General features: G+C 45.9%; 15 protein-coding genes. 13 read left to right on the top strand and 2 right to left on the bottom strand.

The window, feature by feature from the left end:
• Positions 1–149 precede the first annotated feature (149 nt).
• A complete protein-coding gene (locus tag J7E78_RS05010) occupies positions 150–2897 on the top strand; it encodes a PAS domain-containing hybrid sensor histidine kinase/response regulator (protein ID WP_215075217.1) in 2748 nt (915 codons plus the stop codon).
• 50 nt (positions 2898–2947) lie between these two features.
• On the opposite strand, the gene J7E78_RS05005 is transcribed toward J7E78_RS05010, so the two are convergent.
• Both J7E78_RS05005 and J7E78_RS05000 read right to left on the bottom strand, forming a co-directional pair.
• Positions 2948–3160: a hypothetical protein gene (locus J7E78_RS05005; protein ID WP_017688899.1), complete on the bottom strand. Its 213-nt coding sequence runs from the start codon at positions 3158–3160 to the stop codon at positions 2948–2950.
• Positions 3161–3278: 118 nt separating this feature from the next.
• Positions 3279–4034: a hypothetical protein gene (locus tag J7E78_RS05000; protein WP_215075216.1), complete on the bottom strand. Its 756-nt coding sequence runs from the start codon at positions 4032–4034 to the stop codon at positions 3279–3281.
• 606 nt (positions 4035–4640) lie between these two features.
• Here J7E78_RS05000 and J7E78_RS04995 point away from each other — a divergent pair.
• The 12 genes from J7E78_RS04995 to treP all read left to right on the top strand — a co-directional run bounded on the left by J7E78_RS04995 (position 4641) and on the right by treP (position 23528).
• The gene (locus J7E78_RS04995) at positions 4641–6335 is read left to right on the top strand and encodes a M3 family oligoendopeptidase (protein WP_215075215.1); all 1695 of its coding nucleotides are present in this window, start codon (positions 4641–4643) and stop codon (positions 6333–6335) included.
• A 246-nt stretch (positions 6336–6581) separates the two neighbouring features.
• Complete coding sequence (locus J7E78_RS04990) at positions 6582–7733, top strand: iron-containing alcohol dehydrogenase (protein WP_215075214.1); 1152 nt, start codon at positions 6582–6584, stop codon at positions 7731–7733.
• Positions 7734–8230: 497 nt separating this feature from the next.
• Complete coding sequence (locus tag J7E78_RS04985) at positions 8231–9400, top strand: glucose-1-phosphate adenylyltransferase (RefSeq protein ID WP_215075549.1); 1170 nt, start codon at positions 8231–8233, stop codon at positions 9398–9400.
• 25 nt (positions 9401–9425) lie between these two features.
• Complete coding sequence (gene glgD, locus J7E78_RS04980; protein ID WP_215075213.1) at positions 9426–10529, top strand: glucose-1-phosphate adenylyltransferase subunit GlgD; 1104 nt, start codon at positions 9426–9428, stop codon at positions 10527–10529.
• 334 nt (positions 10530–10863) lie between these two features.
• On the top strand, positions 10864–13287 hold the full coding sequence (locus tag J7E78_RS04975) for a glycogen/starch/alpha-glucan phosphorylase (RefSeq protein ID WP_215075212.1): 2424 nt from the start codon (positions 10864–10866) through the stop codon (positions 13285–13287).
• Between the two features lie 269 nt (positions 13288–13556).
• The gene (locus J7E78_RS04970; protein WP_215075211.1) at positions 13557–14426 is read left to right on the top strand and encodes an effector binding domain-containing protein; all 870 of its coding nucleotides are present in this window, start codon (positions 13557–13559) and stop codon (positions 14424–14426) included.
• 41 nt (positions 14427–14467) lie between these two features.
• Complete coding sequence (locus tag J7E78_RS04965) at positions 14468–14926, top strand: VanZ family protein (RefSeq protein ID WP_215075210.1); 459 nt, start codon at positions 14468–14470, stop codon at positions 14924–14926.
• A 368-nt stretch (positions 14927–15294) separates the two neighbouring features.
• Positions 15295–16986, top strand: a complete 1692-nt coding sequence (locus J7E78_RS04960; RefSeq protein WP_215075209.1) for a glycoside hydrolase family 13 protein — start codon at positions 15295–15297, stop codon at positions 16984–16986.
• 97 nt (positions 16987–17083) lie between these two features.
• A complete protein-coding gene (locus J7E78_RS04955; RefSeq protein WP_215075208.1) occupies positions 17084–17776 on the top strand; it encodes a metal-dependent hydrolase in 693 nt (230 codons plus the stop codon).
• Between the two features lie 238 nt (positions 17777–18014).
• Entirely contained in the window at positions 18015–19370 is a 1356-nt protein-coding gene (dctA, locus tag J7E78_RS04950) for a C4-dicarboxylate transporter DctA (protein WP_215075207.1), read from the top strand.
• A gap of 389 nt (positions 19371–19759) precedes the next feature.
• On the top strand, positions 19760–21481 hold the full coding sequence (gene treC / locus J7E78_RS04945) for an alpha,alpha-phosphotrehalase (RefSeq protein ID WP_215075206.1): 1722 nt from the start codon (positions 19760–19762) through the stop codon (positions 21479–21481).
• 28 nt (positions 21482–21509) lie between these two features.
• Positions 21510–23528 carry a PTS system trehalose-specific EIIBC component gene (gene treP / locus J7E78_RS04940; protein WP_215075205.1) on the top strand — a complete coding sequence of 673 codons (2019 nt, stop codon included), beginning with the start codon at positions 21510–21512 and terminating at the stop codon, positions 23526–23528.
• The last annotated feature ends 88 nt before the right edge of the window (positions 23529–23616 follow it).

Here is a 23616-nt window from a genome sequence, read left to right as displayed (position 1 = left end):
CAAAATTAAAAATGTCGATTCATGCAGGAATTTTGTCCGATCTCGTTTATCAATCATGGCATTTGGGGTAGTACTCTATAGATGAAGTTATGTTCAAGTCGATCTATTCATACGGAATACATTCAGATTCTTATAAAGGAGGACATGTAATGTCGAAATCCATTACAGAGAGCCGATCTCTGTTCGAACAATTGTATACGCACGCACCAATCGGCATTGCTGTCGCATCGCATGTGAATGGACGGTGGTTGCAGCTTAATCCTGCATTTTGCGAGATGCTTGCATACAGTGAAGATGAACTGATCGATACTTCGGTCATACATACGATCTACGAAGAAGATCTGCATATGGAGGAATTCCGCAGCAAGTTCTGGGAAATGACTCATGAAACAAGTCCGATGTACGAGACGGAGGTTCGTCTGAAACGAAAGGACGGTTCGTTATTATGGGCAACCATTAGAGCTTGCATCGTGAGGGATGAAACAAATGGTGAACCCTTGTATCTGCTCGTACAAGCTGCTGATATTACGAAACAAAAAGATGCAGAGGAAATCCTCATCTTGCAACATAAGCAATTGGAAGAGAGCAGTCGCATCTCTCGTCTGCTGGCGGAGTCTTCACTAGACCTGATTGCAATACATGATGCCGATTCTAGTCGTACATTTAAATATGTATCAAATGCATGTAAGAGCATGTTGGGCTATGAGTTGGAAGAAGTTGTAGGTAAGCCAGGAACATTCGTTATCTATCCGGAGGATGTGCCTTTGGTTGAAGCCTATGTGAAAAAGCAGATGCAGGGACTGGCTCCTGAACGAATCAGTTATCGTCTTCAACATAAGAATGGGTCTACGGTGTGGGCAGATACCATTACCCATTATGTATATGATGATGCAGGTAACCTGATGGAGATGGTTGCCGTAACTCGTGATATCTCAGCCAGTCAGCAGCAACAGTTGAGCCTGCAGGAGTACAGATCATTATTTGATTGTAATCCTTTAGGTGTGGCTTCTCTTGATCTGGAAGGCAATCTGCTGAAAGCCAATATGGGTCAGGAGCAATTGACTGGACACACCAAGGAGGAGCTGCTCGGTCGGCCTTTTGATCATCTCATTGATCCTGCGGATCTGGAGAAGACTCGATATCATTTTGATGAAACGGTGAAGGGCAATGCACAGAGCTACGAGATAGGCTTAATTCACAAAAATGGGCAGCGAATTGAAACAAATGTGATTAATGTTCCTATTATACTTGAGGACAAAGTTGTTGGGGTCTACGGAATTACCAGTGACATTACAGAGTCCAAACGTTACGTTGAAGAAATCGAGAATCTTAGTTATGAGCGGGCATTGATTCTGAATGGCATGTCTGAGGGGGTTATTGGACTGGACCTGGAAGGGAATCTGAACTTTGCCAATCCGGCCGCTGCGGAGATTATGAACTTCTGTCCAAGTGAAATGAATGGCAAAGCACTAGAGCAGGTGATGATCCAAATGCAGAGCGAAGGCATCCCCTACCCATCCAAGGATACACCTATTCTACAGGCTGTTCGTGAGGGGCGAGGTCTGCCGCGTACCGAATCCATATTCTGGAGACCGGATGGGTCCAGTTTCCTCGCGGAGTTCCAATTAAAGCCGATTATGGATCAGGGTAGAACCCGCGGAGCAGTTTTGGTTTTCCGTGATATGACATCTGTTAAGGACATCATACGTGCCAAGGAAGCAGCAGAGCATGCAGACCGAGCCAAGTCCGAGTTTCTCGCCATCATGAGTCATGAGCTTCGTACGCCATTGAACGGTATCATGGGCATGGCCCATCTGTTAATGGAAACCGAGCTGGATGATGAACAGAAAGGTTTTGTGGAAATCATGATTGATAGCGGCGAATCCCTTTTGTATATTTTGAACGAAATCTTGGATTTCAGTAAAATTGAAGCAGGCAAAATGGATCTGGAGCGCGCACCTGTAGATATTAAGGCGATGCTGGGTGGGGTGATCGAGCTGTTTGCACTGAAGGCATCAGAGAAAAATATTGAACTCTATTGTGAAGTGTCGGATCACATTCCTGAGCGCATTCGAGGGGATGAGACACGAATCCGGCAGATTTTGATTAATCTGGTAGGTAATGCTGTTAAATTCACAGAGCAGGGCCATATTATGGTGAGCGTAGGTGCTGATTACTCAGATGATTATGGTCAGGATAACCTGATGTTGACCTTTAAGGTGAGAGATACGGGGATTGGCATTCCAATAGAAAAGCAGCATCAGTTGTTCCAATCCTTCTCACAGCTTGATCCGGCCATCAATCGCAAGTTTGGCGGGACAGGTCTGGGGCTTGCGATCAGCAAAAAACTGGTGGAGTTAATGGGCGGAGCGATTGGCGTACAAAGTGAGATCGGTGAGGGGGCAGAATTCCAGTTCACCCTCGTAGTTGAACGCTGGTTAGAGGAAAGTAGCGCCCCGGTCGAAATCACTACGAATGGTGAACTGCAATTGGATCGAGCTAGTCTTGCTCATGACATCAAAATTTTGATAGCTGAGGATCAAACGGTCAACAGTCATCTGTTGGAGGAGATGCTGCGCAAGTTTGGCGGAGTATGTGATATCGTTGAGAATGGTGCACAGGCCGTCGATTCATTGAACAAGGTTCAATATGACCTGGTGTTTATGGATATTCAAATGCCAGTTATGGATGGGATTGAAGCGACCTGTCACATCAGACAGAGCCACCCGGAAATACCGGTTATTGCAGCGATTACAGCTTTTGCAGGCGCCGGTGACCGTGAGCAGTGTCTGAAAAGTGGGATGCAGGACTTTATCAGCAAACCGTTTCATTCCACGGAGATTAGCCGCGTACTGAATACATGGGTTCCATATATCCGCTCTCAAAGGGTAACGTAACAGAAAAATAACCTGAGCCTTGATATTCAAGGTACAGGTTATTCTGTCATTTACGACCAGCCTCCGATTAAACCGGAGAGGGTTACGCATTCGTCATCTTCCAAATCTGCAATCAGAGTGAGTTCTTCGTTGTCTTGTGGATCAACGGAGAATAATTCACGGCGTCCGTCTTCATGCACAATAATGACTAACTGATGGCCGCCCTTTGTATCAAACTGGTACTTAACTCCGATACCAGGTAGTGGGCATTCGCGGATATTCATGAAACCTGTCACCTCTTTAGCTTTGCTGAATAAAAAATTAACCGTTCACACAGTACGGATGTATTCTACTATCCATAACACCGTTTGGCAAGTCACAAATAAATTTGGTGTGAAGGAATTAATTTTTTCCGCGATGTGATCTTGCACTATGTCCTTGTCTGACCCGTCTGCGACGAACCAAAAACCAAATGAGCAGAGCAACGATGAATAATAGACCAATGACTGCAATGATGATGATGTTCCTAATATTGGGAACCTGTACAGTCAGATCCAGTTTATTCATCTGGAGTGGTGAAACGTGCCAAATGAGCGTTTTCCCGCCATCCTCCACCTGATCCGCATTGGAATCGGTTGCTTTGATGGGCAAAGATAACTTGAAGTCAAAGTTAACATCTTTTAACAAGAGGTTTTTAAGAAAGCTAGGCACCTTGTTAATCTGATTTTTGATCTCACCATCTGGCATGGACTCCATGAGGTCGGCTTCTGCTGTAATGTGCATCTTGGAAGTGAAGAAGCCGGGTGAAGTTGATTGTTCAACCTTGATCCCTTGTGGTAACTTGGACGTATCAAAGCTGGTTGTATTGCTTTTTTCATAATGGGTGGTCGCTGTGAGTTGCTTCTGATCTCCCTGTTCCGAAACCGCTGCCTGGAAGTTATTTCGATTCAATGCATCTGCGATCAGAGGCATGAGATTATCTTGTCCAATCTTTCCAAGAGCGGAGCTCTTTACGTTGAGATTGAGATCCAGATCCGTTGATCCATCCATATTTACCGTTAGATGGGCTTCTCCATCAGCACAGGCGGATAAAACGGATAACATAAGGACTAGGAGAACAGTAAGCATTAGCTGACGTAACGGGATGCGAGTTGACATGTCTTTCAACCTTTCTGCTTAAAAATCCAAATTCCATTTCATAGAAGTATAGTATACACCGTAAGCATGGCGGATGAAACTTTGAACCGTGTAGTGAGGTACGTATGATTTAGTATGATCGGGGAAATAATCCATTTATTAAAATTAAAGATTTCGTATTTTTGTCAATGTTCGGTCAATTCAAACGGCGCTTCACCGTGTACACTAGTAGTAGTGTGATGAATATACGGAAGCAGGGAGGTTACATTCATGACATATATCATTATTATGGCCGTTATTATGGTCGTGGGCATGGTCGGAATGGGCTGGTTCTATCAGATTATGGATAAAGACCAAAGCTAGTATTGTTTAAATGTGAAAAGAAGAGAGACAACCTATAAGCTGGCTTCGCTAACGCGAGGCGGGCTTATTTGTGTGGGGAAAATTTTTGAGGCACTGACCTTACATTAGCACGTAATATATGTAACCATTCATGTTGTACAATTTGACCGATGGACAAATATTTTTCGTAATTATGGGATTTTTTAGCTGCTCTTTTGTATAATAGGGGGTAGTTTAACTCGGGATACTCCCGAGATTCTGCCAAACAGGAAAGGGTGTACATAAATGAAATTTAGTGAGTATACGTATACACGTCCGAATCTGGAACACATCAAGACATCTTTCCGTGAGCTGTTGAGCGGTTTTGAAGCTGCGGCAACGGTTGAAGAACAGAGTGGGTTCATGGATCAGATTAACGCACTGCGCAGTGATTTTGAGACGCAAGCCCAATTGGTCTACATCCGTCATTCCATTGATACCAATGATGAGTTTTACAAGGCGGAGAACGAATTTCTGGATGAGAACGCACCAATTGTGCAGGAATATATTACGGATTTTTACCGCGCACTGGTTAACTCGAAATTCCGCAACGAGTTGGAACAAAAATGGGGTTCACAGCTGTTCCAGCTGGCGGATCTTTCATTGAAAACATTCAGCCCGGAAATTATCGAAGAACTCCAGAAGGAGAACAAACTTTCCACAGAATACAATCAGTTGATCGCATCGGCCAAAATTCCGTTTGAAGGTGAAGAGCGCACATTGCCACAGCTTCATCCATTTGAACTCTCCACGGATCGCTCCATGCGGGAGCGTGCTTCGGAAGCCAGATACACGTTCATGGCTGAGCACGAGGCTGAATTTGATCGTATTTACGACGAACTGGTCAAAGTACGTACACAAATCGCGAAGAAACTGGGCTATCCAAGCTATGTCGAACTCGGCTATGATCGCATGAACCGCACGGATTACAATGCAGAGATGGTAGCTAACTTCCGCGCACAAGTTCGTGATTACATTGTACCTGTGGCGACCAAGCTCAGAGAGCGCCAGCGTAATCGGATTGATGTGGATACGCTGTATTATTTCGATCAGGGCTTCAGCTTCAAGACGGGTAACCCTACTCCGAAGGGTGACGCGGACTGGATTATTGACAATGGTAAAAAAATGTACGCTGAATTATCACCAGAGACGGATGCATTTTTCCAGATGATGACTGACAATGAGCTTATGGATCTGGTAAGCAAAAAAGGTAAACAGGGCGGCGGATATTGTACATTCCTGAACGATTACAAAGTGCCGTTTATCTTCTCCAACTTCAACGGTACCTCCGGTGATATTGATGTATTGACGCATGAAGCAGGTCATGCTTTCCAAGTGTATGAGAGCCGTAATTTTGCAGTGCCTGAATACAACTGGCCGACATATGAATCGGCTGAGATTCATTCCATGAGCATGGAGTTCTTCACCTGGCCATGGATGCAGTTGTTCTTCAAGGAAGATACGGACAAGTACAAGTTTGATCACCTGTCTTCCGGTCTGTTGTTTATTCCGTATGGTGTAGCTGTGGATGAATTCCAGCATTTTGTGTATGCGAACCCGGATGCAACTCCAACGGAGCGCAAGCAGGCATGGCGCAACATTGAGAAGACCTATCTGCCACACATCAATTACAAAGATAATGCGTATCTGGAGCAGGGTGGTTTCTGGCATAAGCAGGGTCACATTTTCTCATCGCCATTCTATTACATTGACTATACGTTAGCACAAATCTGTGCATTCCAGTTCTGGAAACGCAGCAATGAAGACATGGAGTCCGCATGGGCCGACTATCTGACATTGTGCAAAGCGGGAGGAAGCCTGTCCTTCACCGGATTGGTTGAACTGGCTGGATTGAACTCTCCATTCGAGGATGGTTGTGTATCCTCCGTAATTGGCGATATTGAGGCATGGCTTGACGGCGTGAACGATAAGGCGCTGTAAGTCTTTGTAAGGATGCTTTTAGTGAAAGTACCTTCGGTAAGGTATAAGTAGTAGATAAAGCTTCAAGATAGATAAGTAAGACGGCTTGGAGACCTTCGGGTGTCTGAGTCGTCTTTTTCATTACGGGGAAAAATCAACCTCAAGTGTAACATTTATCGGACTCATTGTGATTTATTTCACTATATCTGAAAACGGATTCAGTTACAATGGAGATAGTAAATCAGGGGTTACAGGAGGCTGGTTCAAATGGCAACACATGCATATTATGTTCCGCCCGTGAACTTGATGGGTAGAGGCTGTTTACAAGAAGCAGGTCAGATGATTGAACAGATGGGTATTCGCAAAGCGCTTGTCGTAAGTGATCGTCAATTGATTACTTCAGGTGTTGCTGAACAGGTTCTGTCTATATTAAGAGAATCAGGGTTAGACTATGTAGTATATGATGAGGTTCAGCCCAATCCAACGTGTCAGAATGTACATGAGGGACTTCGAGTATTCCAGAATCATGGCTGTGACGCCATTATATCGATAGGCGGAGGTTCACCTCAGGATGCTGCCAAAGGCATTGGCATTGTAGCTACGAACGGTGGGCATATCCGCGAATATGAAGGATTTCATCAATCGAAACATAAGTCCGTGCCACTTGTGGCTGTTAACACAACGGCTGGCACATCGAGCGAGGTGACAATAAACTACGTGATTACAGATGAGGAACGTAAAGTGAAGATGGTGATGGTGGATCGCAACAGTCTGGTCTCCCTGTCGGTTAATGATCCGGAGCTGATGCTCAGCAAACCTGCAAGTCTCACAGCGGCCACAGGAATGGATGCGTTGACACATGCCGTAGAAGCGATGGTTACACCGGGTGGATTTACAGTGACAAGTGCGACAGCTGCAGCAGCTGTTGAACTGATCTTTGAATATTTGCCGAGAGCCGTGAGAGACGGCAGCGATCTGGAAGCGCGGGAACATATGACGTATGCGTGTTTCCTTGGCGGGATTGCTTTTAATAATGCGGGCCTGGGTTATGTCCATGCGATGGCGCATCAACTGGGTGGCGTGTATGATCTGCCGCACGGTGTGTGCAACGCCATGTTACTCCCCTATGTGGAGGAGTTGAACGCCAAGCATGTACCCGGCAAATTCCGTCATATTGCCAAAGCAATCGGGATGGATGTGAAGGGTAGAAGTGATGAGGAGTGTTCGGATTACGTCATTGAGGCGATACGTCAGCTATCGAAGGAAGTCGGGATTCCTGAGAAACTGTCTGAACTGGGTGTAAAAGATCCCGATGTGGAACTGCTTGCCGATAACGCGATGAAAGATGCCTGTGCACCAGGCAATCCCTATCAACCGTCCAAGGATGAAGTGATGGAGCTGTTCCGCAAAATAATATAGATTGTTTCAGACAAAATGAGCCGGGATCAAAAGTCGGCTTTTTTGTCATGTGAACTCCTTCTTTTTACTTATTTTTCCACTTAATGATTACACAAAAACTAAAGGATTTTGATTCCCTTTTATCGAATACAATATAAATAACAGGGGCACGAGGAAAGGTGATTTGAGCCTTAACTTGATGTCGATGTTTTCCAGTAAGATTCCCCAGTCCGTTTCGTGTTTAATGTTAAGTAGGAGTAGTCTATTACATTGTTCACGAGCTACACCTTAAGTAATGCATCCAACATTCACCTCTGTAAGACAGTCAAGGCGATTCTACACCAGCACCATCTTTATTTCAGGTTTTACAATCCAAGAAGTTCAACTGCAACAAGATTCATCCAGTTACACATCTGTACAGCATGCTCCTAATCAAGACAACAGTGTCCACACAACAGAATATTGATTATGGGCTCTGAAATGAATCAGAACGAATGCACATGGAGGAGGCTGTAATGATGGCGAAAAAAGAAGTTGTAGCGATGCTACTTGCCGGAGGGCAAGGGAAGAGGTTAAAAGGATTAACGAAATCACTGGCTAAGCCGGCTGTATATTTTGGCGGCACGTACCGAATCATTGATTTTCCGCTGAGTAACTGCTCTAATTCTGGTATTGATACAGTGGGTGTATTAACTCAATATGAACCACTTGTCTTACATTCCTATATTGGCATTGGCAGTGACTGGGATCTGGATCGGAAAAACGGCGGGGTATATGTACTTCCTCCGCATGAACGTGAAGACGGAAGCAACTGGTACCGTGGCACAGCGGATGCGATTTTCCGCAACCTGAACTTTATTGAACAATTCGATCCTGAGCATGTGCTCATTCTGTCAGGGGATCATATCTATAAGATGGATTACGAAAAAATGCTCCAATATCATAAAGAAAAAGATGCGGATTGCACCATATCGGTCATTGATGTCTCATTAGAAGAAGCCAGCCGGTTCGGGGTGCTGAACACCAACGATGACTATAGCATCTATGAATTCGAAGAAAAACCTCCCGAGCCCAAGAGCACACTTGCTTCCATGGGTATCTATCTCTTCAAGTGGGATGTACTGAAACGTTTCCTGATCCAGGATGAACAACAGGCATCCACCTCCTATGATTTTGGTAAAGATATTATTCCTTTGTTGCTTGAAAATGAAAAATCATTATATGCATATCCATTCGAAGGTTATTGGAAAGACGTAGGTACTATTCGTAGTCTGTGGGAATCCAATATGGACCTGTTGGACGAAGATACACCGTTTAATCTGAATGATCCGGACTGGCGTATATTTACACGTAATCCGAACCAACCTGCTCAATACATCTCGCCATCGGCCAAGGTGCGAAATTGCATTATTAGTGAGGGAAGTGTGGTGCATGGTGAGGTGAATCATTCCGTTCTGTTCTACGGAATTGAAGTTGGCGAGAACAGTGCTGTCATCGATTCGGTCATCATGCCAAGAGTGAAAATCGGGCAAAATGTACGTATTTATCGAGCTATTATCGCAGAAGGATTGGTTATTCCTGATGGAACACAGATTTCGCCTGCATCGGGAGATGAGAGTGATATATTGCTCGTGGATCAGGAAGAACTGGAACGTCAGCTTCGCCAAGGAATAACCAGCAAGGCCTAATTGAAGTCAAAGGACGGTGCATGCGATGAAACAATTGATTGGAGTTATTAACCTTGACCATGAACTTGAAGAATTGAAGGAATTGACATATTTTCGCTGCGGAGCCGCAGTGCCTTATGCCGGGCGTTACCGTCTGATCGATTTTGTTTTATCCAATATGATGAATGCAGGTATTGAGAGTATAGGTGTATTTGTACGAAGAAAATATCGTTCGTTGATGGACCATCTTGGTGATGGTAAACCTTGGGATTTGGATCGCAAGCATGGGGGGATGTTCATTTTGCCACCAGACTGGAATGATCCAACAGATACATCACAGGGGGACTTGCAGCATTTCCATAACAATTTGGACTTTTTCCACAGAGGTGCAGGACAATATGTTGTGCATGCGGGCAGTCGTCATGTGACCAAAGCAGACCTCCAGGATGTCTACAGGTATCACATCAGTAAAGGAGCGGACGTTACACTGGTCTGCAAAAAAGTAGATCAACTGCTGCCAGAGCATGACGCCTGTGTCAAAGTTGACCATGACGGGGACGGTAACGTGGTGGACATTCACCAAAGCGTTAATCACCCGAATATATATACAGAAATTTTCATCATGGAAAAAGAATTGTTCTTGCGCCAGGTGCAACGCTGCATCGATCATGGCGAGAGCCATTTCTTCCGGGATGTGATTCAAAAAAATCCGGATGGATTGAATATCGCTGCGTATGCATATGATGGCTATCACGCCGTCATCAATTCCATTGACAGTTATTATCGCAACAGTATGGATCTGCTGAACACAGGGCAATATGAACAACTGTTCAAGGAAGATCCCGTTCAGACAAAAATTAAATATGAAGCCCCTGCCAAATACCTCGATACCGCCGATGTCAAACATTCCCTCCTTGCCAATGGCTGCATTGTTGGTGGAGAGGTTGAGGACAGTATTCTGTTCCGTGGTGTACAGGTGGCCAAGGGTGCCAAAATAAAAGGTTCCATCATCATGCAGAAATGTTACATTGGTGAGGGGACGGTCCTTGAGAACGTCATTCTCGATAAAGACGTGAAGCTGACCGGAGGACAGACACTGATCGGCGACCCGTCGAATCCATACATTTTAGCGAAAAGTACTATTATCTAATCCCCACACGTAACCGATATCTTCTATAAATATATATAAAATAAAAATCCTGTAGGATGGATTTAAGGTTCGTACACAATCGAAGCATTGGGTGCCACTGCTAGAGCTCCTTCATACGTGCAAACGTAGTGAAGGGGACGTAATCGATTCTGAAGAAGCGTAGCGGTCGCCTTTATCCCTGTATTTCCACATCTAAATAATAAATTCAAGAAAATACAGGGATAACAGCGATCAAAAGAACGATTCGTAACCGTAACGGGCGCATGCTCAAACCAAAATGTTGAGTGTATGAATCGCCATCATCCTGCAGGATTTCCCCGGGAGGAACCTACTTTTGTTTGACAACAAGGAAACGTTCAAGAGTATCTTTACACGAAATCTGGTCAGCAAATTGGGCAAACCGATTGAAGAAGCAACACAGGAAGACGTCTACCACGTATTGGGAAGCATGATTCGTGAATATGTTGGCCAGGACTGGGCAGCGTCGAATCAGGGGTTCAAGCAGCGTCAGGATAAACAGGTCTATTACTTCTCGCTGGAATTCCTGATTGGACGTCTGCTCGGCAATAATCTGCTGAATGTGAATGAATTGGAATTGGTCCGTGACAGTTTGGCTGAGCTGGGCTTCTCTTTGGAAGAGGTAGAAGAACAGGAGGCGGATGCAGGACTCGGTAACGGAGGTCTGGGACGACTCGCTGCCTGTTTCCTGGATTCACTTGCTTCACTTGGATATGCAGGACATGGCTGCGGTATACGGTACAAATATGGGCTGTTTGAACAAAAAATCATCAATGGCAATCAGGTGGAGTTACCCGACAATTGGCTGGATAAAGGGAATGAATGGGAAGTTCGCCGTCCAGACAAAAAGGTGGAAGTGCAGTTCTGGGGCCGTGTAGAAGCTCACGAACAGGACGGACATTATCAGTTTGTTACAAAAGATGCCGAATCTGTGGTAGCCATTCCCTATGACGTTCCTGTCATCGGGTATGGTCAAACCCATGTGAATACATTGCGGTTATGGAGCGCCGAGCCGAAGCGGGAGACTTCACTCGATACCCCTTCGAACTACTACGGCTATCTGGATTATAGTCGTTCGGTGGAATCCATCTCGGAATTCCTGTATCCGGATGACTCCCAGTATGAAGGAAAGCTGCTGCGATTGAAGCAGCAATACTTCATGTGTTCAGCAGGTGTGCAAAGTGCGTTGCGTACATTCAATAAGCTGGAGCTACCATATGATCGTTTGCCGGATAAAGTGGCTTTCCACATCAATGACACGCATCCAACCTTGGTTATTCCGGAACTGATGCGCATTCTGATTGATGTGAAGGGTTATGGCTGGGATGAAGCATGGAATATCACGACTCGAACCGTATCGTATACCAATCATACAACGCTTAGTGAGGCGCTTGAGAAGTGGCCTGTATCCATGATCAGCAGGCTGCTGCCACGAATCTACATGATCATTGAAGAGATCAACAAACGTTTCTGTGGCATGCTGCTGGACCGGTATCCGGGAGATCAGGATCGTATAGGGCATCTGGCGATTGTTGCAAACGATCAGGTACGGATGGCGCATCTGGCGATTGTAGGCAGTCATAGCGTAAATGGTGTTGCTGCTTTGCACACCGAGATTTTGAAGGAGCGCGAGATGGCTCCGTTCTATGCACTGTATCCAGAGCGTTTCAATAATAAAACGAACGGCATTACCCATCGCCGCTGGCTGATGCATGCTAATCCGAAACTGTCGGATCTGATTACGGATACAATCGGTAACGAATGGATAACGGAGCCGGGCAAGCTGGACCAGTTGGCTGGTTTTGCGGATAATACATCATTCCAGGAGCAGTTCCGTTCAATTAAGCGGGATAACAAAGAGCGGCTTGCTGCGTATATTCTGGATCATACCGGGACAGCAGTGAATCCGGATTCCATTTTTGATGTACAGGTGAAGAGACTGCATGGGTACAAACGGCAGTTGTTGAACATTCTGCATGTTATGCATCTGTATAACCGGCTTAAGAATGATGCTTCGTTTGATATGGTGCCACGTACGTTCATCTTTGGCGCGAAGGCTGCGCCGAGTTATTATTTTGCCAAGAAAATCATTAAGCTGATCAACAACGTGGCTGACACAGTGAATCGGGATGCGGCCGTGAATGACCGCTTGAAGGTGTTTTTCCTCGAAAATTATTCCGTCTCTCTCGCAGAGAAGATCATTCCCGCTGCGGATGTTAGTGAACAGATCTCAACCGCAGGTAAGGAAGCTTCCGGTACGGGCAACATGAAATTTATGATGAACGGTGCTTTAACGATTGGCACGATGGATGGAGCCAACGTGGAGATGGCGGAGCAGGTCGGAGAAGAAAATATGTTCATCTATGGTCTGCGTGCAGACGAAGTACTCGAATATTATCGTTCCGGCAGCTATCGTCCGAATGAGATTGTGCAGCACGATGAACGCATTCGCGAGGTCGTAGAGCAACTGGTGCATCCAGGTGCATTCTGTTATCGTGACGGGGAGTTCTGGGATATTTATGACTCCTTGCTGGCCCATGGTGATGAATACTTTGTATTGCGTGATTTTGCTGCTTATGCAGACGCGCATGCAGCGATTGACCAGGCGTATCGGGATATTCCGGGCTGGACTCGGAAAGCGATATTAAACACGGCACACTCCGGCATATTCTCCAGTGATCGTACCATTAGTGAGTATGCGACAGATATCTGGGGTATTCATCCCGTGTCCGGGAACTGAGGGTTAAGAATAGATTTGTTAGACAAACAGCCCCCCTTGTTCACAAGAGCCATCTCTGCTGGTGAATCAATCAGCGTAGAGAACATCTCCTTGTGAACAAGGGGATTTTGGCATACAGTGAATTATAGTGACACCCAGCATAAATAGAAGCGGATTTCACGTGTTCCTCATGACAAGTCCGCACACAAAATCAAAAAAATGATCTGGATCTCAGTCATACTACATATGAAATCGTTTGATATTTCGAATTAGATAGGGGACCTGTCACGATGGATCATTACACACGAATTCAGCTTGCTATTGAATATCTGGAGCAGCATTTGCAAGATGATTTTAATATCAGAGAGACGTCTGCTGCTGCGAGTTTTTCGGCGTTTCATTTTCAACGTTTATTCCAGGCAATCACCGGGTTCACAGTACTGGAATATGTGCGCAGACGTAGATTAACGGAAGCTGCAGGGTTGCTGAGGGACACATCGCAAGGCATATTGGACATTGCAATGAGCTTCGGCTATCAATCCCAAGAGGCATTTAGCCGTGCATTTTCAGCCTACTTTGGGATGACACCTGCGAAGCTGCGTAAGCTGGAAGCGGATCAATGGTCACTTTTGAGGGTGCAAGAGAGTATTGATTTTAATGATTATCGAAGTCGGCTTGATGGAACATTCCATATGAACACGCCCCGTCTGGTCACACGGGAACCGAGCTGGATTGTCGGTTATGAATATAAGACCAACCTGGATGACAATCAGCATTATGCTGAAATACCCGGATTTTATCACGATTTTGGCATGGAACAGAAATTCATGGCGATCCCGGAAAGAACACGCCCTGATATGGCTTACGGTGTAGCCTGTCGTTTTGAAGAGAATGGAGCATTTTCTTTTATTGTGGGTGAAGAGAGCAGTGGAGCATCTCAGGTACTTGAACCCGGTTTTACCTCGGTTGAGATTCCAGGCGGCTTGTATGCAGAGTTCACCGTGGAAGGCTCCGGGCAGGATATTCGGAAAATGATCTATGGCAGCTGGCTGCCTCAGTCCAACTATGAACGGAGGGAAGGGCCGGACTTTGAAGTGACGGATGTCTGGAAATCGACCCCTGAACAACTGGACATGAAGATCTATATCCCGTTAAAATAGACCTTACCGCTTCGCGGAATTCAAGGTCGGAGGACGGATGAATGAGCGAAAAGTCGTGGTTCCACTCCAAGTGGATGCTGACCATTGTTGCTTGCATGGCAGTGCTTTACATACTGATTATGGGCAGTTTACTGTTTGTAAGTGGACGAACACCTGGCATGTATTATCAATATAATCTGGTACCCTTCGAGACCATTCGTCCGCTTCTTATGGAGAGGGAGAGGTACAATACAGATACCTGGGTCAAAAACCTGTTTGGTAATATCGTATTGTTCATTCCACTGGGCATATGGATTCCGTGGTTGTTTCGGAGGTGTCGGATATTTCTGACCTTGACATCTACAGTTGTTTTGCTTCTGCTGGGTGTTGAAGTCACACAATTGATTACACGTGTAGGTTCGTTCGATGTGGATGACATTATTCTGAACACCATTGGTGCATGGATAGGTTACGCCGGATTTAAGTTAATCTTATGTTCATTAAGAAGGACTCGGAATTGAACCGCAGATCGCGATCCATGACCGGGTCCTTTTGCATAAGATACCTTTCAAATGTTTACAAGGGAATCATTTCGGATAAAACATATTAACGGCTTAATATAGTGAACAGAGATTATATATATAAATTGAACTAAACATTTACACGAAACGTAGAGGACAGAAATAACCTGAGGAAGCGAGAGCGTTCGCCTAAAAGCTTTCTGAAAGAAAGCTGCATCGGGAGCATACGCTATCACCGGATTTTCCCCTTATAAGGGGAATTCATAAAATCTGGGGATAACAGTGATCGGAAGGTTGTTCTGTCATCGGAGTGTCTAGTGTAAATATTTTTTAGTTCAATTTATATAGTGAACAATGATGAGAGCGAGGTGGGCGATATCGTTTGGTGGAAAGAGAGTGTGGTATACCAGATTTACCCGAGCAGCTTTAAGGATTCGGACGGGGATGGATATGGCGACTTGCAGGGAATCTATGAGAAGCTCGATTATTTGGAGAATTTAGGCGTAGATGTGATCTGGCTCTGTCCCATTTATGATTCACCAGGACATGATAACGGATATGATATCCGGGATTACTACGGCATTTTACGCAAGTATGGCACGATGGAGGATTTTGATCGATTATTGGCAGAGGCCCACAAGCGTGGTCTCAAGATCATGATGGACCTGGTGCTGAATCATACGTCGGATGAACATGCATGGTTTGCCGAATCGCGTTCATCAAAGATGAATCCAAAGCGGGATTATTATATTTGGCGTTCAGGTAAAAATGGGCAGGTACCGAATAACTGGGAGTCCTATTTTGGGGGTTCGGTGTGGAAGCATGATCCCGAGACAAATGAATATTATCTGCATCTGTATTCCGAACAGCAACCGGATCTCAACTGGAACAATGCACAGATGGCAGAAGAGATGTATGAGATGGTGCATTGGTGGCTGGAAAAAGGGGTCGACGGATTCCGTTTCGATGCAGTAGCGCATATCGCCAAGGCAGAGGGGCTACCGAGTGCCCACAATCCGGATAATCTGCCGGTGGTTCCAGCGTATCAGCTATTTTCCAACCTGGAACAGGTACACTCGATCTTGAAGAAGCTGAATAACATGATCCTGAAACCTTATGGACCCATGACGGTTGGAGAGACTTCGGGACTTGGGCCTGAGCAGGCTTTGGCTTATGTCGGGACGGATCGTGATGAGCTTAATATGGTATTCCAGTTTGAGCATATGTTCATTGATGCCAAATCTTCAGGAATTGGTAAATGGAACTATAAGGAATGGAAATTGACAGATCTCAAAGAAATCATGAGCCGGTGGCAAACGGTTTTGCATGGTAGAGGCTGGAACGCCAATTACATGGGCAACCATGATCAGCCACGCCCGGTTTCCCGGTTTGGAGATGACGGTAAATATCGGGTGCGTTCTGCTCAGATGCTGGCGACATGGATGCTTACACTTGAAGGAACACCCTACATCTATCAGGGAGAAGAGATCGGCATGACCAATGTCGCTTTCCCGGATATCGAGCAATACCGGGACATCGAGACCAAAAATTATTACAATCATTACATTGGTCAAGGGAAGTCGAAGCATGAAGTCATGCAGGCGATCTGGCTGAAGAGTCGCGATAATGCCCGCACGCCGATGCAATGGGATGAGACGGAACACGCAGGGTTTACCAAGGGTCAGCCGTGGATTCAGTTGAATGATAATTATCCCGAGATTAATGTGGCTGATGCCGAACGTGATCCGCAATCCATTTTGCATTATTATCGTAAGTTAATTACGCTTCGCAAACAACATAAAGTGCTTATCTATGGCGCGTATGAACTGCTGTTGCCGGATGATCCGGATATTTATGCCTATACACGAACGCTGGATGATGAGCAGATGTTGGTCATTCTGAATTTCCGTGGGCATGAGCCAGAGATGCAGTGGCCTGAAGGGTGGAATGCCGAGCATGCCAAACTGATCATCAGCAATGTAAGCAGACGTTATTCTACCGATGAAGGTGCCATTCAGCTCCAGCCGTATGAAGCAAGGGTATATCGCAAGCAGCAGTAACACTGACACTAGCGCAATTTTGCGTTGATGAAGAGCTATGATTTATAATAAATAGTGGTTTTAAAATAATCAAAACATATGTCGGGAGGAATCCAAGTTGTTGAATATTACGTTCCACGGTCACTCCAGTGTACAGCTGGGCACAGAAGAAAAGTCACTGATCATTGATCCCTTCCTGCGTGGCAACGAGCTTGCCGTCACAAAGCCTGAAGATATTAAGACCGATGTTGTGTTGCTGACACATGCACATATGGATCACATCCTCGATGCCGAACCGATTGCCAAAGCGAATAACGCCAAAGTTGTGGCTATTGTAGAGCTGGCTACATATATGTCCTGGCAAGGTCTGGATACGCTTGGCATGAACATGGGCGGCACGGTAGATCTTGGCTTTGCTCAAGCTAAAATGATTCAGGCGTTCCATACATCCGGGATTGTGCTCGAAGAAGAACAACGGATCATGTATGCAGGTTTGCCTGCTGGATATATCATTAATATTGGTGGTAAAACGATCTTGCATGCCGGAGACACAAGTCTCTTCGGGGATATGAAAATGATCGGTGATCGTCATGATATCGATGTTGCCTTCTTGCCGATTGGTGGACATTTCACCATGGGACCTGAGGATGCGCTGCAAGCGGCCGAATGGTTTAATGCCAAACTGACGATTCCGGTTCATTATGATACGTTCCCGGTAATTCGTCAGGATGCGGAACACTTTGTGTACCAACTGGCTGCAAAAGGGTTGGAAGGCCGTGTGCTGGCCCCGGGAGAATCCATTACCCTGTGATACACATTTAACCCCTGTTCAATAATAAATGGATTGATGGATAAAGACGAATATCACGTCAAGATAACTGACGCGGTATTCGTCTTTTTTCGGTTCCAGGTTCAATTTTCACCGATAGAGTTGGTACAAATGACAAAAACATTTAAATTCCATTGTTGAACTCCCGTTTAGAATGATATAAAAAGTTACACGGAAACCAAACGGAAATCCGAATTGACCGCAAACAGGGGGAGCGTTCATGTCATTTATGAAATCATTATTTTTTCAAATTATTGTAGCGGTAATCATCGGAATTGGCGTAGGCATTCTGTGGCCGGATCTGGGTAGCCTGCTGCAACCGCTCGGAACAGGTTTTATTAAATTGATCAAGATGATCATCGCACCACTGATATTCATGGTCATTGTGACAGGTATTGCCAAGATCGGTGATCTGAAGTCGGTAGGTCGCATTGGACTGAAAGCCATCGTGTGGTTCGAGATTGCAACTACAGTGGCGCTGGTACTTGGATTAGGGACAGCCAATCTGCTTCGCCCAGGTGCCGGAATGAACGTGGACCCTTCAACCATAGATGCAAGCGGTATTGAAGCAAAAACCAATGGTTCCGAGTTACCGCATACGGTAGACTTTATCATGAATATTATTCCGACAAGTGTTGTGGATGCTTTTGCGCAAAATGCACTTCTGCAAGTATTGCTCGTGGCATGCCTGTTCGGGGTTGCGCTGGCAGCAACAGAGAGTAAGGCAAAAGAGAATGTACTGACGCTGATTGAGAACTTGCTCGGAATTGTGTTCCGCATCATCGGTTATATCATGAAACTCGCGCCAATCGGTGCATTTGGAGCCATGGCCTACACGGTAGGTGCCTATGGGGCATCCACATTGTCGTCCTTTGGTCTGCTGATTCTGGCATGTTACGGTGCAGCGCTGCTGTTTCTGGTCATGCTGGCATTGGCTGCCTGGTGGATCACCGGGCTGAATTTTCTGCAATTTGTGAAGTATACCCGTTCTGAAGTGATGCTGGCGATTGGAACCGGATCTTCAGAAGTGGTTATGCCACGCATGATGGACAAACTAACCAAGGCGGGATGTGATCGTGCGGTTGTGGGGCTTGTGGTGCCGACGGGGTACTCGTTTAATCTGGATGGCGCTTCGATCTATTTATCGTTGGCAACGGTTTTTGTTGCTCAGGCCGTAGGGATTGAACTGACATTGATGCAGCAGATTACGATTTTGCTGGTGTTGATGTTAAGTTCCAAAGGCATGGCAGGAGTACCTGGCTCCGCATTCTTGGCCCTGTCCGCGACGGCAGTAGCCGTCAATGCTTTCCCGGTAGCAGCGGTTGCTCTGCTGCTTGGTGCAGATCGATTCATGGATACAATGCGTGTCTTCACAAACCTGATGGGCAACTGTGTTGCAGCATTTGTGGTGGCAAAATGGGAAGGTCTGCTGGATCAAAAGCGAATGCGTGCCGTACTCTCTGGTGAGATCAGTGCTGCTGAACTGGAAAGGGAAGAGCAGGCTGCACTATCTTTATTGAAGTTAAACATGCAGGAAAAACAGGGTAAAGCCGCAGTTTCACCGGAGATGTCGTAAGGGGCGTGTCTCTGCTGTGGTGATTAAGTCAACTGAAGTGAAAGTAACTGTATCATTTAAAACAACGGAATCATTGACTAACGAGCAGTAAATTCAAATAACAAGTTAACCAAATAACAAGTCATCCCAATTAGACCGTCTGTTGCCCACACCAATTCTGGGAAAAACAGACGGTTTTTTGTTGTCCCAATACAGATATCATGGAGTTCACGAACGCAGGTTCCAAAATAAATGTTACAGACGAAAGGTTTATGGGGAATGTGTAGAAGAGGTAAAGAATAACCATATTATAGTTTCAACTTGTATATACATGTTTACTTATGTAATATAGATATGAAGTTAACCGAGAACATCACATAAGAGCATTACAATGTATTGGAGGCGTTAACATGAGTTCTAATAACACAACTCCGTCATCTTGGTGGAAGAAGTCAACGGTGTATCAGGTATATCCAAAGAGTTTTAATGATACAACCGGATCGGGTACGGGAGATATTCGTGGATTAACCGAGAAGCTTGATTATTTGCAGCATCTGGGTATCGATATTGTGTGGTTGCAGCCGGTATATGTATCCCCGCAGCATGATAATGGATATGACGTGGCGGACTATTACCGGATTAATCCGGATTATGGAACGATGGAGGATTTTGACGAACTGCTGATCGGTCTGAAGGCTCGTGATATGAAATTGATGATTGATATCGTGGTGAATCACTCCTCGACCGATCATGAGTGGTTTCAGCAATCTCGTTCTTCCAAGGATAATCCGTACCGGGATTATTATATTTGGAAAGATCCTGCCCCGGATGGCGGTGTGCCGAACAACTGGCAATCCAAGTTCGGTGGACCTGCTTGGCAGTATGATGAACAGACGGGACAATACTTCCTGACTTTATTTGATAAAACGCAGGCAGATCTCAATTGGGAGAATGAAGAAGTACGCCAAGCTGTACGGGATATGATCAAGTTCTGGGCGGAAAAGGGTGTGGATGGTTTCCGGATGGATGTGATCAACCTGATCTCCAAAGACCAGCGTTTCCCTGATGATGATGGCAGCATCTCACCGGGTGATGGACGCAAGTACTACACGGATGGACCCCGTGTGCATGAGTATATCACCGAGATGTATGATGAAGTATTCGGGCCTTACAACATGGTGACTGTAGGGGAAATGTCCTCCACAACACTGGAACATTGTATCCAATATTCGAACCCGGCTTCCCGGGAATTTTCGATGACGTTTAACTTCCATCACCTGAAAGTGGATTATCCGAATGGTCAGAAGTGGGAACTGATGCCGTATGATTTTGAAGCAATGAAGCAGCTCTTCAGTGAGTGGCAGACAGGTATGCAGGCCGGTGGAGGCTGGAACGCGCTGTTCCTTAATAACCATGATCAGCCGAGGGCGCTATCCCGTTTCGCCGATGATGGTGATTATCGTGCCGAGAGTGCCAAGATGCTTGCAACAACGATACACGGAATGCAAGGTACGCCTTATGTCTACCAGGGTGAAGAGATCGGCATGCCGAATCCGGTCTGGAATGACGTTAGCGAGTTCCGCGATATCGAATCAACGAACATGTACCGCCTGCTTCAGGAAGAACGAGGCAAATCCGCTGAAGAAGCTTTCAACATTGTAAAAGAGCGTTCCCGAGACAACTCCCGCACACCGATGCAGTGGAATGGAAGTAAGAACGCCGGATTTACTACCGGAACACCTTGGCTGAAGGTGGATGAAAGGTATACGTCCATTCACGTGGAACAGCAGCTGGCTGACCCGGATTCAATCTACTACCACTACCGCAAATTGATTGCCCTGCGTAAACAGGTTAACGTGCTGACCGACGGTCTGTATGAACGATTGGACGATGCACACCCGGATGTGTTCGCGTACGCACGGACCAATGGAAGTGAAACCCTGATTGTTGTATCCAACTTCAGTAAACGAGACGTCACGTTCTCGCTTCCGGAAGCGGTCTGGAATGATCACATTGGAGGCAAATCAGCAGAGTTACTCATAGGAAATACGGAGGCAGCCCCCGCTCTGACGCAGGAAATCTCTCTCAGTCCGTATGCATCCTATATGTGGCTTGTGCCACAACAGGACTAATCACATTTTATAAATAGGAAGTGACACTATGGCAATTGATAAAAAACAGGTTGAGGAGATCGTCCGGGCAGTCGGTGGTAAAGAGAATATTGAAGCTGCTACGCACTGTGTTACACGACTCCGGTTTGCCTTGTACGATGAGAGTAAAGTGGATATCGAGAGTCTGGATCAGAATGATCTGGTTAAAGGACAGTTCTCTTCCCAAGGACAATTCCAGGTCGTTATTGGGCCTGGTCTGGTGGATAAAGTCTATGATGAGATGATTCAGATTACCGGGGGAGATCGTTCTTCCAAGGATGATGTGAAGGCGGTTGCGGGTAAAAAGCAAAATCCAATCCAGCGAGCGATCAAAACACTCTCGGATATTTTCATTCCAATCTTGCCTGCAATCATTACGGCAGGTCTTTTGCTCGGGATTAACAACATTCTGACAGGTCCAGGCATTTTCTTTGATGGAAAATCACTGGTGGATGTTTATCCAGCCTGGAAGGATCTTGCGTCCATTATTAATACGATCGCGAGTACAGCCTTCACGTTCCTGCCGGCTCTAATTGGTTGGGCAGCTGTAAAAAGGTTCGGAGGCAGTCCGCTGCTCGGGATCGTGCTGGGTCTCATTCTCGTACATCCCGATCTGCTGAGTGCATATGGTTACGCTGATGCCGTGAATAATGGCACGGTGCCAACATGGAATCTGTTCGGTTGGGAGATTGAGAAGATCGGTTATCAAGGGCAGGTTCTGCCGGTACTGGTATCGGCATATCTGCTTGCGAAGATGGAAATTTTCCTGAACAAAAGAGTGCATGATTCGATTAAACTGCTGGTCGTTGCACCAGTTACGTTGCTGATTACCGGATTCCTGGCATTTACGATTATTGGACCGGTTACATTTGCTATTGCAAATGCAATTACATCTGGTTTGATCTATGTATACGATTCATACGCGGCGCTGGGTGGTCTGATCTACGGTGGTTTATACGCTTTGCTGGTTATCACTGGTATGCATCACACGTTCCTCGCGGTGGATGTTCAGCTCATTGGTAGTCAAGGCGGTACGTTCCTGTGGCCGATGCTGGCATTGTCCAATATCGCACAGGGTTCGGCGGCACTTGCGATGATGCTTGTCCTGCGTGAGAAGAAAATGAGAGGACTTGCGGCAACGTCCTCGGTGTCGGCCTTCCTCGGGGTAACCGAGCCGGCGATCTTCGGAGTGAATATCCGTTACCGTTATCCGTTTATCTTTGGTATGGTCGGTTCCGCGATTGGTGGTGTGTTGCTGACGATGAATAATGTTCAGGCAACCTCCATCGGTGTAGGTGGCGTACCGGGATTCCTGTCGATTTTCCCTAACAAATGGGGCGTCTTCTTCATCGGCATGGCGATTGTCCTTGTTGTACCGTTTGTACTGACGGTCCTTTTTGGCAGAGCCAAACTGAGAAAAGAAGATCGTAGTGCAAGCAATGAAACCGTTAATGAGCCTAAAGCGGCTACATCGCAGTCTGCTTCGGGTGTTACCTCTTCAACTGCAAAAACAGATCCAAACCAGCGCACACGTAGTGCAGCTCAAGTAGGGGACGAAGCCGTGAATACACTGGAAATCATGGCGCCATTAACAGGCCAGGCCGTATCACTGGAGCAAGTACCAGATCCGGCTTTTGCCCAGAAACAGATGGGTGAGGGTGTAGCGATTGAGCCTTCCGGTAACGTTGTTGTTGCCCCGTTTGATGCTCAGGTAGCCCATGTGATTAAGAGTAAACATGCGGTGATTCTTGAACACGCGAGTGGGCTACAGGTTCTGATTCATGTGGGGATCAATACAGTATCCCTCAAGGGTGAAGGTTTCAACATGCATGTGGAAGCTGGCGAGCATGTAAAGGCTGGACAAAAGCTGTTGGAGTTTGATCGTAAGGTAATTGAAGATGCGGGATACCCGCTGATTACACCGATTATCATTCCAGATGGTCAGGATATGGTTGAACGGGTGGAAGTCACGACAGGTGATGTGACATCTAATCAAAGCGGTGTGTTGAAGGTTCATCTGAAAGGTTAATTGAATACAACAACAAGAAGGGGCTGCGTGATATGTAGCTCCTTTTTGCTGTATGATCGTTATTTTCATGAGGATCATGGTAAACTGT

This window comes from Paenibacillus polymyxa, assembly GCF_018614975.1.
Classification (GTDB): domain Bacteria; phylum Bacillota; class Bacilli; order Paenibacillales; family Paenibacillaceae; genus Paenibacillus; species Paenibacillus polymyxa_E.
Note: the sequence above shows the minus strand (reverse complement) of the source record. Positions and strands in the feature narration are given on the sequence as shown.

What these genes read in the sequence shown, in the direction of transcription:
- J7E78_RS05010 (WP_215075217.1), top strand. Translation starts at nt 150, where the DNA reads ATGTCGAAATCCATTACAGAGAGCCGATCTCTGTTCGAACAATTGTAT.
- J7E78_RS05005 (WP_017688899.1), bottom strand. Translation starts at nt 3,160, where the DNA reads ATGAATATCCGCGAATGCCCACTACCTGGTATCGGAGTTAAGTACCAG.
- J7E78_RS05000 (WP_215075216.1), bottom strand. Translation starts at nt 4,034, where the DNA reads ATGTCAACTCGCATCCCGTTACGTCAGCTAATGCTTACTGTTCTCCTA.
- J7E78_RS04995 (WP_215075215.1), top strand. Translation starts at nt 4,641, where the DNA reads ATGAAATTTAGTGAGTATACGTATACACGTCCGAATCTGGAACACATC.
- J7E78_RS04990 (WP_215075214.1), top strand. Translation starts at nt 6,582, where the DNA reads ATGGCAACACATGCATATTATGTTCCGCCCGTGAACTTGATGGGTAGA.
- J7E78_RS04985 (WP_215075549.1), top strand. Translation starts at nt 8,231, where the DNA reads ATGGCGAAAAAAGAAGTTGTAGCGATGCTACTTGCCGGAGGGCAAGGG.
- glgD (WP_215075213.1), top strand. Translation starts at nt 9,426, where the DNA reads ATGAAACAATTGATTGGAGTTATTAACCTTGACCATGAACTTGAAGAA.
- J7E78_RS04970 (WP_215075211.1), top strand. Translation starts at nt 13,557, where the DNA reads ATGGATCATTACACACGAATTCAGCTTGCTATTGAATATCTGGAGCAG.
- J7E78_RS04965 (WP_215075210.1), top strand. Translation starts at nt 14,468, where the DNA reads ATGAGCGAAAAGTCGTGGTTCCACTCCAAGTGGATGCTGACCATTGTT.
- dctA (WP_215075207.1), top strand. Translation starts at nt 18,015, where the DNA reads ATGTCATTTATGAAATCATTATTTTTTCAAATTATTGTAGCGGTAATC.
- treC (WP_215075206.1), top strand. Translation starts at nt 19,760, where the DNA reads ATGAGTTCTAATAACACAACTCCGTCATCTTGGTGGAAGAAGTCAACG.
- treP (WP_215075205.1), top strand. Translation starts at nt 21,510, where the DNA reads ATGGCAATTGATAAAAAACAGGTTGAGGAGATCGTCCGGGCAGTCGGT.